We start from the raw sequence: 15,291 nt of genomic DNA, 5'->3' as shown, positions 1-15,291 counted from the left end.
TCAGTAATTCTTATAGTTCATCATAACTGCTTTCGTTTGCGTCATCGCTTCGAGGTGCCATTTGCTTCCATACCGGCCACCAGAACCGCTCTCGCCGTATCCGCCAAACGGAAGCAACCGCTCCCAGTAGTTATTGGTTTCATTGACAAACACGCCACCCGCCTTCAGCCGATTGGCAGCGTCGTGGGCGCGTTCGAGCGAGTCAGTGAAGATGGCCGCCTGAAGGCCGTACCGCGAACGATTGGCAATTTCGATGGCCGCTTCGTAATCGTCGACGCGGACGACCGGCGTCACCGTGCCGAACGTCTCCTCGGTGGCGATATCCATCTGTTCGGTCACGTCGTCCAGCACCGCCGGGTCGTAGAACAGGCCGTCGGTGCCACCGCCGGTCAACAGTTGTGCGCCCTGCTCGACTGCATTGTCGACGTGGTCTTTGACCTTCCGCTGGATGCGTTCACTCACCATCGGTCCTACGTCGGTTCCCTCCTCGAAAGGGTCGCCGAGCGTGAGGGCTTCGGTCTTCTCGACCACGGCATCGACCAGGTCGTCGTGGATACCTTCGGTCGTGATGACGCGCTCGGTACCGCAGCAGACTTGGCCGGCGTTCCAGTTGCTCCCCATCACGATGCTCTCGGCCGCGTGATCCACGTCGGCATCATCGAGCACGAGGATTGGATCCTTCCCGCCCATCTCCAGCAGACATTGAGCGTTGCGCTCCGCAGCCGTCTTCGCGATTTGCTGGCCAACCTCGGTGCTACCGGTGAAGGCAATGAGTCTAATGTCTCTGTGACCGACCAACTCCGCGCCGGTTTCGCCCGCACCCGTAATGAGGTTGAAGGCACCGTCCGGAAGGCTCGACTGCTCGAACGCCTTCGCAATGTGATATGCCGTCAGCGGAGTTTCCTCCGCCGGTTTGAACACTACCGGGTTGGCAGTGGCGATGGCCGAGTAGATGCTACCCCCGGGAACTTCGAGCGGGAAGTTCCATGGGCTAATGACCGCACACGGACCGTATGGTTCGCGTTGAGTGTACGCGAAGCGTCCCCGAAATTCTGAGGGGACGACGTCGCCGAACAGGCGGATGGCGTCGTGTGCGTAGTCATCGCTCGATTCGATAACGTACTCGGTCTCTTCGTAGGACTCGTGAAGCGGCTTTCCCTCTTCGCGGGTGATAAGTTCGGCGATTTCGTCCTCGTGTTCCTCGAAGTACTCGGTCACCTCGTCAAGCACTGCGGCCCGTTCGAATGCGGTCATCTCCTCGAGCTCGCGTTGCGCGCGGCGAGCCGCTTCAACCGCTTTCCGCACGTCTTGAGAGGACGCGCTCGGTACAGTGTCGATGACCTCACCTGTGACCGGCGAATCGACCTCAATGCCCTCGCTGGACTCGGCGTCCAACCACTCTCCACCTATGTAAAGCTGTCTCATGTGTGGGTCACTCTATCAAATGGGAAGGTGTGCCAAAAATCTTTCTGGAAATCAGGATGGGAGACGGAAAGATTTCGTCTAAAACGCTATAATATCGAAGTGACTGCTGGTTCCCCCGACAAGGGGGGCCACCATCATGAGAAGACTGTCAGAGCGACGGGTCGCCGAGCGCAAGGTGCACGGACTTACTTTGTGTGTACTCCGTGAGCGCCTCTTTTCCGCACTCGCGGCCAATACCGGATTGCTTGAATCCACCAAACGGCGTTCCAGGGACGGTGCCAAAGTACTGATTTACCCAGATACTCCCTGCCTCAATGTCTGCGGCCGCCCGATGCGCACGTGAGGCGTCCTGCGTGAACACTCCGGCCGTGAGTCCGTAGGTCACGCCATTCGCCACATCGATGGCTTCCTCGTAGGTTGAGAACTCCAAGAGGAACTGAACTGGCCCGAACACCTCCTCCTGTGCGATTCGCATCTCCGGATCCACATCGCCGAACACCGTCGGTTCGAAGAAGTATCCACCCTTGAATTCCGCGTCAGTGGGACGACTTCCACCCGAGAGAACAGTCGCTCCCTCTTTTTTGCCGAGTTCGACGTACTGTTCGACTTTCTTTCGATGCGTCGCATAACAAAGCGGTCCCTGATTCGCATTCTGAAGCGGATCGCCGACCGTCCGAGCTTCCACGGCGTCGAGATAGCGATCGAGAAACTCGTCTTTCACGTTTTGGTGGACGATGAGACGGGTTCCTGAATCACAGGACTGTCCGTTGTTGTAGAGTCCAGCGACGACCGCCGTCTGCGCTGCCGCTTCCACGTCGGCATCGGGAAATACGACGAACGGGTTCTTCCCACCGAGTTCCAGCGTGACGGGCGTCACGTCGTCCGCGGCCGCCCGCATCACTTCCTGGCCGACGGGAACCGACCCCGTGAACGACACTTTTTGAATGTCATCGTGGCCGGCGACTGCAACACCCGCCTCGTCACCGAATCCGGGAACGACGTTCAACACGCCGTCCGGTAGAACACCCTCCGCGAGTTGAGCCGCTCGTATCACCGCGAGGGGGGCCTGCTCTGCCGGTTTCGTCACGGAAGTATTTCCCGCCGCGAGGGCCGCGCCGACCTTCCAACCCATCAGGAGGATCGGATAGTTCCACGGGAGAATCTGGCCGGTCACGCCGTACGGTTCCCGCCTGGTGTATGCGAACGAGTCGTCGCCGACGGACGGCACTGACCCTTCCTCGCCAACCGCCGCCGCGGCATAGTACTCAAAGAAGTCAAGACCCGTCGCAACGTCCGCACGTGCGGCCGATAACGGCTTTCCGACTTCGAGAGTTTCGAGGAGAGCGAGGTCGTCGAGGTGGTCACGAAGCACGCCCGTCCATTCCCGAATAGCGTCGCCGCGTTCCATCGGTGTCGTCTCGCCCCATTCGTCTTCGTACGCCGCTGCAGCGGCGGCTACCGCGTCGTCAACGTCCTTCTTGTGTCCGCGTGCCACGTCCGCGATGGATGCCGCGATCGCGGGGTCGTCGGGTGCGAACGTCTCGTCGGCCACCGCCGCTTTGGTCGCACCACCGACGACGACGCCGAACGTGACGCCGTCGGTCGCGTCTTTGATTGCCGATTCGTGATTTGCTCTGAGTGAGTCGGTGTAGTCTGTCATTGGAAAACGGGTATCGTATTCGTGATCGTCCCAGGTAGGATCAGTGTGCTCACCGTGTTAGCACGACGGCGTTATCGGCCGACCACCCGACTGCCACGTTCTGCCCGGTCGAGAAATACTTGCTGCGGTCGGTTATCTGCATGTCGACGGTGAGTCTCTGGCCGTTTGGCAGGTCCACAACGAACTTGCCGAGGTTCCCTTTGTATATTTCGTCCGTTACGTCGGCCTCGAAAACGTTGTCCAGTCCTCGGGCATCTTTGCCTAATCGGATTTTCTCCGGCCGGACGGCGAACGACACCTCCCCGTCGGCGTCCGGTTCGTGCGGCACGCGAAACGAGAGTCCGTTGCACTCGACGACCGCGCCGTCTGGCGTCTCGGTATAGCTACCTCTGAGGAGGTTGGTCTCGCCGATGAAGTCGGCGACGAACTCCGTCTCCGGCTCCTCGTAGATCTCCGTCGCGGATCCAAGTTGCTCGAGGTGACCGTCGTTCATGACGGCAATTTGGTCGCTCATCGTCAGCGCCTCCTCCTGGTCGTGAGTCACATAAACGAACGTAGTGTCCAGCTCTTTCTGTAGGTTTTTTAACTCAACCTGCATGTTCTTTCGAAGTTTTAGGTCAAGTGCACCAAGCGGTTCGTCGAGTAACAGCACCGTCGGCTGGGTGATCAGTGCACGGGCGAGCGCCACTCGTTGCTGCTGGCCGCCCGAAAGCTCGCTCACTTTCCGTTCCTGGTAATCGGGAAGTTCGACCAGTTCGAGGGCTTCGGCAACGCGGGCGTCGATCTCTTCGCTTCCGGTTCGACTGACGAGCCGCTTGAAAGCGGCGCCGAACCCACCATTCGTAGCGACACCACCGTCGGTCGCCTGGTCACGGTCGGGGAATCCCTGCATCTCGAGGCCGAACGAGATGTTTTCGCCGACAGTCATGTGCGGAAACAGCGCGTACGACTGGAACACCATGCTCGTGTCGCGTTCGAACGGCGGAATGTCGTTGACGCGCTCGCCGCGGATGAACACGTCACCGCTCGTGGGTGTCTCGAACCCGTCGATACACCGCAGTAGTGTCGTCTTTCCGCACCCCGACGGGCCGAGTAAGGTGAGGAACTTTCCGGCTTCGATGTCGAGACTTACGTCGTCGACCGCCACAACGTCGTCGAACCGCTTCGTGATTCCGTCGAGTCGAACATCGTAGCTCACCATGTATCAGGCGTTCTTGATCTCGGTCCACGCACGGCTGTAGGCCTGCGTCGCTTGGCCGATGTTCTGGATGTATTCAAGTTTCTTCATCGTCTTCGGGTCAGGGTAGATGCTCTTATTGTTCAGAATATCCTTGCTGATGTGCTTCTCGGCCGTCTCGTTCGGGCTGCCGTAGTAGGTCCAGTTGGTGATGCGCGCACCGATCTTCGCGTTCAAGTAGTAGTTGATGAACGCGTGGGCGGCATTCGGATGGGTTGCTTGCTTGGTGACCGCGCCGTTGTCCACCCAGATAACGCCGCCCTCGTTCGGCACCGTGTACCCGATCGGCGAGGAGCCGTTTTTGTACGTCTCCCAGTACGCCTGGAATACGCCGCCGGACCACGCGTGAACCGGGCTCGCCTGTTTGTTGATGAGGTTGGTGGTGAAGTTCGAGGAGTCGTACGTTTTGAGCAGGCTCTTCTGGTTGATGAGCATCTCTTTCGCCTCCTCGATCTTCGCCTCGTCTTTCGTGTTCAGCGAGTAGCCGAGCCGTTTCAGGGCCGCGCCGATGGTCTCTCGCATGTCGTTGAGCATCGTCATCTGACCCTTCCACTTCTCGTTCCACATCGCGTCCCAGGAATTGATGTTCGCGTTCCCACCGAGCATCTCCTTGTTGTACCCGATGCCGGAGGTTCCCCACTGATACGGCGCAGAGTAGGTTCCGGGGTCGGGGTCGTACGGTGTGTCGGTGAACTTCTTACTGAGATTACTGTAATTGGGGATCTTCTTCTTATTTAGTTTCTGAACCATTCCCTGGTCCACTAAAATGTTGATCATGTAGTCACTGGGAAACACAAGGTCGTACTGGTTGGTTCCGCCAGCCTTGAGTTTATTGAACATCTCCTCGTTAGAGGCGTAGTTCGAGACATTGACTTTCACGCCGTAGGTCTTCTCAAAGTCCTGAATCGTACCGTCGGGCCAGTAGTCGCCCCATTGGAAGATGTTCAGTTTGTTCTCAAGCTCATAGTTGAGCTCCTTCAGATCGTACTTTTGTCTGGGATTAGCGCTCCCCGCGGTCGTACCGGACGTCGTCGTGGTCGTCCCTCCGGTTTGATCCTTCGACCCGCTCCCACCAGTACAGCCAGCGAGCCCCGTTAATCCGACCGCCGCGAGGGTGCCGGTCGTCTTGAGAAATCGTCGCCTGCTGTCTCGGGACTTACGGTGTTTGTCCATGTGTATCACACCAGCTCTTTTCGGTTAGAAGGGTGTATATGACATAAAGTTTGGGGAAAAAGCCCCCAATATCCGAAGTTTTTTCTACCATATCGGCCCCTCGAACCATTGGGCGACCGCGACGACCGCCATCGTGACGATGATTATGAGCGCGGCAACCACGTTAACGCCCGGCGTGATTCCCTGACGAACCATCGAGAAGAAAAATATTGGCAGGGTGTTCTGGTTGCCGATGATGAAGAAGGTGACCACGAAGTCATCGAAACTCATGGCGAATGCGAGTAACGCACCGGCCATGATACCAGGTTTCAACAGCGGGAGCGTGACGTATCGGAATGTCTCAAATTCGTTTGCGCCGAGATCCTTGGCCGCCTCCTCTAACGTGCGGTCGAACCGCTGTAGTCGCGCGAGCACGACGATAGCGACAAAACTGATGTCAAACGCGATGTGGCCGATGACAGCAGTGTGAAGTCCGAGCGACATTCCAACGATGTTGAAGAACAACAATAACGAGATTCCCATCACGATGCTTGGGATGATGATGGGCATGTAGACGACTCCGGTAAAAAATCCTTTGCCGGGAAACTCGTAGCGGTCAAGTGCGAACGCCAGCATTGTCCCGAAAACGGTGCTGACAACGACGGTAGCGACCGCGATTTCGACCGAGTGGGCGAGTGCCGTGAACGCGGCGTCCGGATTGACGCGGGCGACTGTTTCGCCCGCGAGCAATGCCTCGTACCATTCGGTCGTGAACCCTTGCCATACCAACGCGTATCGAGAGTCGTTGAACGAAAGGGTGATGAGAACGGCGATGGGGACGTAGAGGAACAGGTAGACCAGAACGGCTTCGACCGCCAGTAACGTCCCCCCGTGTCGAAAGAACAGCGAGCGCAACCGGGCGAACCGGCTGCGACTCGACGTTTCCGCGCTCATGCGAGATCAGTGCTCCCGTACCGCTGATAAACGGCTATCGCAAACAGCATGATTCCCATCAGGGTGAATGAACCCGCCGCGCCGAGCGGCCAGTTACCCGCCGCGCCGAATTGCTCTGCGATGAAGTTACCGATCATCTGACTGTCTGTGCCGCCGAGCAAATCGGGAATGACGTACGCTCCGGTGCTCGGGATGAACACCAATAGGCTCCCGGCGATGACGCCGGGCATCGATAGCGGGAACACGACCCGACGGAACGCCTGAAATCGGTTCGCCCCCAAATCCATAGCAGCCTCCTGAAGCGTGAAGTCGATCTCCTCGATGCTCGCGTACACGGGGAGTATCATAAACGGAATCCAGATATACACCAGCCCAACCATGACCGCAAACCGCGAGTTCATCAGCGACTGCCCGGCCTCGAAGAAGGGAAGAAATCCTAGCGCGTTCGTCAGGATACTATTTCCTGATAGAAGGATTTGTATCGCGTAAATGCGGACGAGGAACGACGCCCAGAAGGGGAGGATTATCAGCACCAACAACAGGTCTTGATACTCCTCGGGCGCGATGCGACCCACGAAGTAGGCGACGGGATAGCCGACGATGAATGAGACTACGGTTGCCACCACTCCAAAGCCGATGCTTTTTAGCGTCAGTTGCACGTAAGGTGTCGGTTCACCCGCCGTAAGTTCGACGCTGAAGGGAAGCAGCACCTCCACCACCCACGCGACGGTGAACCACGCGGCCTCCGGCACGGTCGCATCATCAGGGATGAAGAACAGGCGATATTGTTGGAGGCCGAGGTACTCCGGACTAATGAGAACCTCGCCGAAGGCCCCTCGCTGTCCGAAACTGTAGTAGAACATCACGGCCAATGGAACGAGGAAGAACGTGACCAACCAGAAGGTGCTCGGAGCGATGTTCACGACCAGTCCACTCCAGCGGTTCCTGCGTAGCCGGCGGAAGAGCCCTGTCTCTGCCTCGACTTCCTGTTCCCGCGTTGTGGTTTCGCTTGCCATGCGTTTCCTTGCCATGTCATCGTCCTCCCACGAAATAAGTTTTGTTCTATTTCCGATTCTTCCGACTATCTATCGGCATAGGTGCCGGGGTGCGGACAAAGTTTTTGTCTCCCACCCGCATACCTCAGGAAGCACATGGACGACGGCGAAACTTTCGTGATTGCTCTGTGCCAGTACGAACTCCGCGATGCGGAGTCGCTCGATGGGCTGTTACGGCGCGTCGATTCGTCCTTTAACCATGCGGGCGATGCCGACCTGTATGTGCTCCCGGAACTGTTCGTTAGCGACTATCTCGAAAAGACGGGAGACGCCGACGCAGCGACCGTCATCAACCCCGAGAGGCAAGCACAGTTACATGAATTCCTCTCGTCGGCCGCGAACGAACGCCGTGCCGTCATCGTCGGCGGCTCTTACAACGTCATTGACGGGGGTTCGACTTACAACCGCTGTCCCATCGCGGTTCCCAGCTCGGGTATTCGTACGTACGATAAAACTCACCTGATTCCGGAGGAGCGCCGACAAGGGAAACGAACCAGAGACGAGCCAGCACCGGTCGTCCAGCACAAGGGCGTCGGCATCGGCGTCGCAGTATGTTACGACGTGGAGTTTCCGGGTTTCGTCCGTAGTCTTGCGAATCGCGGTGCCGAGGTCGTCGCCGTGCCGTCGTGGACTGCCGACGAGGCAGGTTACCAACGCGTTCGACGCTGTTCTGCGGCGCGCGCAGTCGAGAACCAGCTGTACGTCGTACAGGTCAGCGTCGTGGGTGCGCAACTTGACGGCGACCTCTCCGGAACCGGACGGTCAGCGGTGTTCGCACCCTGTGACGACGTCGTAGGGCCACACGGAACGCGGCTTTCGCTGCCGCGAGATGAGGAGGCCGCGGCTACCTGTTCGGTCGATGTGACCGCGCTCCGGAAGTCGCGGACGGACGCCGCCGTCAGACCATACGCCGACGCGAACCGGCGAGAAGACTGAACAACACGTGAAGAAACGGAACGATTAGGAGAATTCAGTAGGAAAATGAACAATATGAATCTCGATGAAATCGACCGGAAGATACTCAAAATACTCCAAGCCGACGGGCGAACCGCTCTTTCCGAAATTGCCCGTCGGCTCGACATGGGAAGTGCCACGATCCACGAACGCGTGAACACGCTCGAAGCTGAAGGGTACATCCAAGACTACCGGGCAATACTCGACTCGGAACTGCTCGGATTGGACAACGTTGCCTTCATCCGCATCCAAACCGAGGCCGGTCACTTCTCGGAGGTTGCCGAACGCCTCGCCGAGGAGACAGCAATTCAGGAGATACACGAACTCACTGGCGAGGCCGACCTCCTACTGAAAGTACGGTTCGGCGAGCGATCAGAACTCACCGACCTGCTAAGCCGCATCGGCCGGTACGAAGGAGTTCTCTCGACGGCGACCGACATGGCCCTCCGGAGTGTGAAAGAAGAGCAGCGACTAGACCTCTCCGAATGATGACTAGTTGGGATATCTCACCGTCGGTGCGAACCGAAGTCGGTCGATTAGAGAGCGTGCTCGTTCACGAGCCCGGCCCGGAGTTCAGCACCGTGGTCGACCCCGACGAATGGGATTGGGACGGCCTGCCCCGACAGGAGAGCGCGGCGAGCGAACACGCAGCGCTGGTCGAAGAACTAGAGGAACGCGGCGTGACGGTTCATCGGCTCAACGACGCCTGTGAGGGTCTAGCGGAGTCGCTGTTCGTCCGGGATGTCGGATTTGCGATTGAGGGTGGGTTGGTCGTCGGGAAGATGGTCGAAAAGACCCGTCACGGTGAGGAGCGCCGAGTGACGGAGCGCGCAGTCGAACTTGGTATCCCAATTTATCACACCGTTCACGGATCGGGTGGGTTCGAAGCCGGAAACATGGTGTGGATAGAGGAGGAGACGGTCGCCATCGGGCGGTCGCGGACGACCAACGCCGAGGGCATCCGGCAGGTTCGAAATGTGTTCGAATCATATGATATCGACGTGGTTGACGTTCCCATCTTCGGCAGCACAGAGAGCACTGGACAGACGCACCTCGCGCTCGTGTTCGGCATGGTCGACACCGATCTCGCGCTCGTGTACCCGCAGGCGGTTCCCGCCGAGTTCGTCGAAGTCCTGCACGACCGGGGAATCGAAACTATTGAAGTACCGATGCGCGAACAGCGCAATCGGGCTACGAGCACCATCGTGGTTGAGCCAGGGGAAGTACTAGTGCCGTCTGGAAATCCGTATATCCGGAGCGCACTTCTCGAACGGGGGATGGACGTCGTCGAACTTGACGTGCGAGAAATTCGAAAGACTGGTGGAGGATTGAAAGGACTGGTACTCCCCCTCGATCGCTCCCAGTAGACGTATTATTTCCCTCTAATCGGGGGAAATACCGCATCATTTTCGTAATAGGGGGTATTTTACCAAAGATTTATTGGGCACTCCTCCGTCGTATGGTGCAATGAGCCTCGGTGACAAAGAGCAAGAATCGGATCACACGGAGCGGCTCCGAGATCGAACGCCGAAAAGCGAGCAATTCCACGACCGAGCGTTGAACGTCACACCTCTCGGTGTCGAGTCGAACGTCCGGTCGTTCGACCCCTACCCGTTCTACGTCGAGGAAGCTGACGGATCGTATCTCTACGACATCGACGGAAATGAGTATCTCGATTTCTTGCTAGCGCTCGGCCCGATCATCCTCGGCCACGGCCATCCCGAGGTGCGAGAGGCCGTCAAGAAGCAGGTCGATACCTGCGACTTGACTGCCACCCCTCAACCGGTCGCTATCGAATTCATGGAGAAAGTCGCAGAGATGACCCCGAGCATTGAGAAGGTGCGGCTGTCGAATAGCGGGAGCGAAGCCACGATGCACGCGATGCGAGTTGCGCGCTCGTACACGGGAAAAGACAAAATCGCTAAACCCGAGGGCGGCTACGCCGGAGCACACGACTACGCACTCCAGAGCGTCTACGCCAGCGAAGATGCCCTCGGGCCGGCCGACGCACCCAATACCGTCTCGTACGGAACCGGCATCCCCGACGCGGTGAGCGACACCGTGGTCGCTTTCCCGTTCAACGACAAAGAGGCAACCGAACGCATCCTTCGTGCGCAGGCCGACGACCTCGCGGCGGTTATCATCGAACCCGTCATGTTCTCGTGCGGCTGTCTACTTCCCCGCGACGGTTACCACGAGTTCCTCCGCGACCTCACGGAGGAACTGGGAATTGTCCTCATCTGGGACGAAGTGATGACCGGATTTCGACTCGGTCCTGACAGCGCACAAGGGAAATTCGGCATCTCACCCGACATGACGACATTCGCCAAGGCCGCCGGCGGCGGCTATCAAATGGCCGGGTTCGGCGGTAAGGCCGAGATAATGGAGGAAATCATCCCGCCGAAGAAGAAGGAGGCCTCGAAGTGGAACTCCTCCACTTTCCATGGCGGCACCTACAATGGTCACCCGGTTTCGGCCGCTGCGGGGCTGAAAACGCTCGAAATCCTCGACGAACGCGACGTGTACGACCACATCGACCGACTCGGCGACCGGCTGTTCTCCGGGCTCCAAGAAGTCGCCGACGACATTGGCGTCAACGCGAACGTCCAACACATCGGTTCAATGGGGCAAGTGTACATGACCGACCACGACATCCATTTCTACCGGGATTCGTGGCGCGCCAACGAAGACCAGTTCGCCGATTGGTGGCTAGAAGCCGCCGCCAGCGGTGTCCTGTTCGGCAATCCAATGCAGGGCGAGCGATTCTTCACCACCTACACACATACAGAAGAAGAAATTGACCACGCACTAGAAGTTGCTGAAGACGCATTCCGGGCTGTGAATCACGAATACGAGTAAATCATGAGTGAACAAGAGTGCAGTCCGGCTGATAAATACGACGACTACGTAATGCCCATCACAAAGGGCTACGATCCGTTCACCGTCACCCGTGCGAACGACACGACAATGGTGACGACAGAGGGCGACGAATATCTCGATTGCTTTTCGGGTATCTCGGTGACGAACGCTGGGCACAACAACCCGAACGTGGTCGCGGCAGCGAAGGCCCAACTCGACGAACTCGTCCACACCTGTTCGTACATCTATCGCAATGAACCGGTAGCGAACCTTGCTGAGCGCATCGCCGAAATCACGCCCGGCGACCTCCAGAAGACATTCTTCTGTAACTCGGGCACCGAAGCGGTTGAGGGTGCGATTAAACTTGCACGGAAGTACACCGGTTCGAAGGAGATTGTGGCGCTCGAAATGGCGTTCCACGGGCGAACACTCGGGAGTCTATCACTTACCGGCAACCATGCTTACAAGCATGGAATGGCCCCAACAGTCAACGACGTGGTTCACGCACCGGCATCCTACCAGTTCCGATCACCGTACGGTGACTTACCGGCTTCGGAGTTCGCCGAAGCCGCTGCTTCTGAGTTGGAACGAACTATTGGCACTCATACAAGCAGAGATCTCGCGGCGATCGTGCTCGAACCCGTGATGGGGGAAGGTGGTATCATCGTCCCGCCGGTGGGATATCTCCGACGTGTCCAAGACATCGCCCACGACTATGGTGCGCTCCTTATCGTCGACGAAGTCCAAACCGGTTACGGTCGAACGGGAACAATATTTGCGAGCGAACAATTCGGTATCGAACCCGACATCCTCACACAGGCGAAGGGTATCGCCGACGGACTGCCTCTCGGGGCGTTCACTGCGTCAGCCGAAATCGCCGATTGCTTCGAGGCTGGCGACCACCTCTCAACGTTCGGCGGTAACCCAGTATGCTGTGCCGCCGCCCTGGCGAATATCGAAGAACTTGAGACTGGTATCGTAGATAACGTAGTAGAACAGGGTAATTGGCTCGGTGACCAACTCGCGGACATCGAAGCTGAATACGATACGGTCGGCGAAGCACGCGGTCTTGGCTTGATGCACGGCGTCGAGCTGGTAGCGTCAGATACATCACCTGCGAAGACGGCGGCAGTGGTGGTCAAAAACCATGCACGTGACAAACACGGAGTGATACTTGGTGTGGGCGGATACTACAAAAATGTCGTTCGATTTCAACCGCCGCTGACCATCACTCGCGAGAACCTCAAACGAGCAGTCGATGCACTGTCTGATGGTATCGAATCTGTCGAACGATAATATGTCAGTCGCAAGCTACGACATCATCGTCGTTGGTGGCGGTGTCATCGGCTGTGCCGTCGCTCGGAAACTCGCCACTCACCTCAACGTACTCATCATCGAACGGAAACAAATCGCTGCGGAGGCAACTGCGCTCGCCGCAGGCGAGATTACGATGGCACCATCCTACACAGATAGCCCATCCATCTCTGACTATGCTAACGAATTCTTCCGTGATTACGACGGAACCGGACAGTTCGAGTTCACCGAACGGCCGAGCCTCGAACTTGTCCCACGTGATCACGAGCAAGAAGCACGTAGGCGCGTCGAACGACTAGCCACCGACGGCGTCACTGTTTCGTTCATGGAACCGGACGCTGTCGAAGCAGATTTCCCTCGGTTCGATCTCGAGGAATTCGTCGGTGTAGTCAAACACCAAGACACCGGATTCGTCGACCCCTACACGTTCACGATGACGCTAAAAGACGACGCCGAGTCCCGAGGCGCGACAATCCTGACCGACACCACGGTGACGGGCCTTCGCATCACTGACGAGCGTGTGAAAGGCGTCGAAACATCTTCAGGAACGTTTGACGCCCCCTACGTCGTGGTTGCTGCAGGGTGGCGAACCGAACGTTTCCTCCGCGACCACGTCCAACTCCCTATCCGGCCATATCGAACTCAATGCGTGGTGCTCGACCCCAACGAAGATGCCGGAAACGAATTCCCAATGGGGTGGATTCCCGGTGAACATGTCTACTTCCGTCCAGAGCACAACGGCGACCTACTGGTCGGCGGCTGGTCGTTCGCCGAAGATGATCCTGAGGGCGCAAGCAAGAGCGAAGACAAAGCATTCCGCGACCACGTCGCCAACCTCATACCGAGATTCCTCCGGGGGTTCGAACGAGCTAGGTTCGTCAACGGGTGGGCTGGCGTAGATGGAGCCACGCCAGACACTCATCCGATAATCGACGCACCAAGTGATGTTCCCGATGGACTTGTAATAGCGAGTGGTTTTCACGGTCGCGGGGTGATGACCGCTCCCATCGCTGCGACAGTCGTACAATCTCTCATTGTCGGAGAACGGTGTCCATTCTCACGAGCTCCATTCGTTCTCAGTCGATTCGATTCACGCTCGCCGGACTTCGAGTTCCACAGCATCAGTGCTGGGGATTGAATTTCTCTGGGATGTTCAATGACGAGCGTTCAACCGTCGCAGGCAAGACTCGGTGGGGCGAACTCCCGGTCGCGGCATCGGTAGACACAGAACCTACTTCGCTCGCGAACTCGGCCCAAAATCATTCGGGGGATTCTTCCTCCTGCTCTCCGTGGTTCAGTTCGCCAACAGGGTTCCACACGGATTCGGCGGTGCGCGCCAGAAACGCCTCGCGGAGGCGAGGACGTCCAATGAGGAACTGCTCGGGCTCACACTCGGAATCTCAATAGCCAGCGGTCTTCTTGCCACCATAGTTACAGACGTTGGGCGTCATCCCCTAGTATCGTATACGGGGATTCCGAATGCGGCCTCCCTCGCGATCGTTCTATTCGTCGGGCTAGCGCTGTTCTTGCCCCTCCAGTTCTTACTCGCAGGAACGGGGAAATTTGGAGTCACGAACTGGATAGACCTTCTGCGGGAGGTGACGAAAACTGTATTCCAATCCGTACTTGTACTGCTCGGATTGAGTGTACTGGGGATGACAATCGGGTTTACCGTCGCGACGGTTCTTTGCATCCCAATCATCTTCTATTTCCTTGGAATTCGACCGTCGATTCCGACACGGGCCACTGTGCGCTCCGTCTGGGACTACGCGAAGTTCAACGTCCCATCGAACATCGTCGGGAAGGCATATACCCGATTTGACGTTTTCTTCCTTGGTTGGATTGGACTCACAGCCGCAGTCGGGTACTACGAAATTGCGCTTTCACTCACCGCTCTAGCCACGCTGATATCGAATGTGGTGATGGATGGCCTAATCAGCAAGATCAGCAACCTCACGAGCCGCAACCGCTCAATCAGCGAGATGGTCACGTCCACCATCTCGTATACAAGCATGCTCTCCATCCCGATGTTTGTCATCGTCGCCTTCTTCGGTGAGATCATCATTGGGACGGTTTACGGCGCTGATTATGTCGCCGCCGTCCCCTTCCTCCTCGGCATTGCTTTGTACCGCATCATCCAGACGCAACGTGAACCCCTGGTCAGTGCTGTGAAGGGGATGGGGAGTCCGGATGCTATCTTCCGAATTTCCTCGATCACCGTCACCGTGAATTTCATCCTCGGTGTTATCCTTGTCCTATCGATCAGTGCTATCGGCGTGATCATTGCGACGATTATTGCAGAGACGCTCCGCTGCCTCCTTCTTCATCGAGCGCTCCGACAGAACAACACGATAGTTCCAGTGCTCCCCGACCCGCTCCGCGCACAGTTCCGAAGTGCGGCAGGGATGGCTGTCATCATGGCTGGTCTCACTCGCGTTCTGCCAACCACCCTTCAATCAAAAATCCTGGTCGGCACAATTGGCGTCGTCACGTATGTCGCATGCCTCCTGCTGCAGGACGGCCTCGCCCGACGGTCACTTGTCAGCGTTGGTCTCACCGTCAACGAACTCTTGACCGACGGAAAAACGCGTGATCAAACGACTAGCTAAGCGCACGGTGCAGTTCCAACCATTTACCTCGGTTATTTCTCAAGTACCGAGTTCGAGATGACGCATACAAGT

The 15,291-nt window shown here is 57.6% G+C and carries 13 protein-coding genes; 7 read left to right on the top strand and 6 right to left on the bottom strand.

Annotation, left to right across the window (positions count from 1 at the left end):
* From LIW51_RS20310 to LIW51_RS20285, 6 genes are all read right to left on the bottom strand, one after another.
* Positions 1-1,425 carry an aldehyde dehydrogenase family protein gene (locus tag LIW51_RS20310; RefSeq protein WP_227378249.1) on the bottom strand — a complete coding sequence of 475 codons (1,425 nt, stop codon included), beginning with the start codon at positions 1,423-1,425 and terminating at the stop codon, positions 1-3.
* Positions 1,426-1,573: 148 nt separating this feature from the next.
* Positions 1,574-3,085, bottom strand: a complete 1,512-nt coding sequence (locus LIW51_RS20305) for an aldehyde dehydrogenase family protein (protein WP_227378248.1) — start codon at positions 3,083-3,085, stop codon at positions 1,574-1,576.
* Positions 3,086-3,134: 49 nt separating this feature from the next.
* Positions 3,135-4,286, bottom strand: coding sequence for an ABC transporter ATP-binding protein (locus tag LIW51_RS20300; protein WP_227378247.1), 1,152 nt, complete (start codon positions 4,284-4,286; stop codon positions 3,135-3,137).
* Positions 4,287-4,289: 3 nt separating this feature from the next.
* Positions 4,290-5,495, bottom strand: coding sequence for an extracellular solute-binding protein (locus LIW51_RS20295; RefSeq protein WP_227378246.1), 1,206 nt, complete (start codon positions 5,493-5,495; stop codon positions 4,290-4,292).
* Between the two features lie 84 nt (positions 5,496-5,579).
* Positions 5,580-6,428 carry an ABC transporter permease gene (locus tag LIW51_RS20290; protein WP_227378245.1) on the bottom strand — a complete coding sequence of 283 codons (849 nt, stop codon included), beginning with the start codon at positions 6,426-6,428 and terminating at the stop codon, positions 5,580-5,582.
* A complete protein-coding gene (locus LIW51_RS20285; protein ID WP_227378244.1) occupies positions 6,425-7,459 on the bottom strand; it encodes an ABC transporter permease in 1,035 nt (344 codons plus the stop codon). The genes LIW51_RS20290 and LIW51_RS20285 overlap by 4 nt, the downstream gene beginning before the upstream one ends.
* 120 nt (positions 7,460-7,579) lie before the next feature.
* Between LIW51_RS20285 and LIW51_RS20280 the strand changes: the two genes are divergently transcribed.
* The 7 genes from LIW51_RS20280 (at position 7,580) to LIW51_RS20250 (ending at position 15,219) form a co-directional block, all read left to right on the top strand.
* Positions 7,580-8,419, top strand: a complete 840-nt coding sequence (locus LIW51_RS20280; protein ID WP_227378243.1) for a nitrilase-related carbon-nitrogen hydrolase — start codon at positions 7,580-7,582, stop codon at positions 8,417-8,419.
* Between the two features lie 54 nt (positions 8,420-8,473).
* Entirely contained in the window at positions 8,474-8,926 is a 453-nt protein-coding gene (locus LIW51_RS20275) for an Lrp/AsnC family transcriptional regulator (protein ID WP_227378242.1), read from the top strand.
* Positions 8,926-9,804 carry a dimethylarginine dimethylaminohydrolase family protein gene (locus tag LIW51_RS20270; protein ID WP_227378241.1) on the top strand — a complete coding sequence of 293 codons (879 nt, stop codon included), beginning with the start codon at positions 8,926-8,928 and terminating at the stop codon, positions 9,802-9,804. Before LIW51_RS20275 ends, LIW51_RS20270 begins: the two co-directional genes overlap by 1 nt.
* Before the next feature lie 100 nt (positions 9,805-9,904).
* Complete coding sequence (locus LIW51_RS20265) at positions 9,905-11,296, top strand: aspartate aminotransferase family protein (protein WP_227378240.1); 1,392 nt, start codon at positions 9,905-9,907, stop codon at positions 11,294-11,296.
* Positions 11,297-11,299: 3 nt separating this feature from the next.
* Positions 11,300-12,592 (top strand): aspartate aminotransferase family protein, encoded by a 1,293-nt coding sequence (locus tag LIW51_RS20260; RefSeq protein WP_227378239.1) that lies wholly within the window; start codon positions 11,300-11,302, stop codon positions 12,590-12,592.
* Position 12,593: 1 nt separating this feature from the next.
* The gene (locus tag LIW51_RS20255; protein ID WP_227378238.1) at positions 12,594-13,748 is read left to right on the top strand and encodes an NAD(P)/FAD-dependent oxidoreductase; all 1,155 of its coding nucleotides are present in this window, start codon (positions 12,594-12,596) and stop codon (positions 13,746-13,748) included.
* Positions 13,749-13,800: 52 nt separating this feature from the next.
* Positions 13,801-15,219 carry an oligosaccharide flippase family protein gene (locus LIW51_RS20250; protein ID WP_227378237.1) on the top strand — a complete coding sequence of 473 codons (1,419 nt, stop codon included), beginning with the start codon at positions 13,801-13,803 and terminating at the stop codon, positions 15,217-15,219.
* The last annotated feature ends 72 nt before the right edge of the window (positions 15,220-15,291 follow it).

The organism is Haladaptatus halobius, from assembly GCF_020618475.1.
Taxonomy (GTDB): Archaea; Halobacteriota; Halobacteria; order Halobacteriales; family Haladaptataceae; genus Haladaptatus; species Haladaptatus halobius.
Note: the sequence above shows the minus strand (reverse complement) of the source record. Positions and strands in the feature narration are given on the sequence as shown.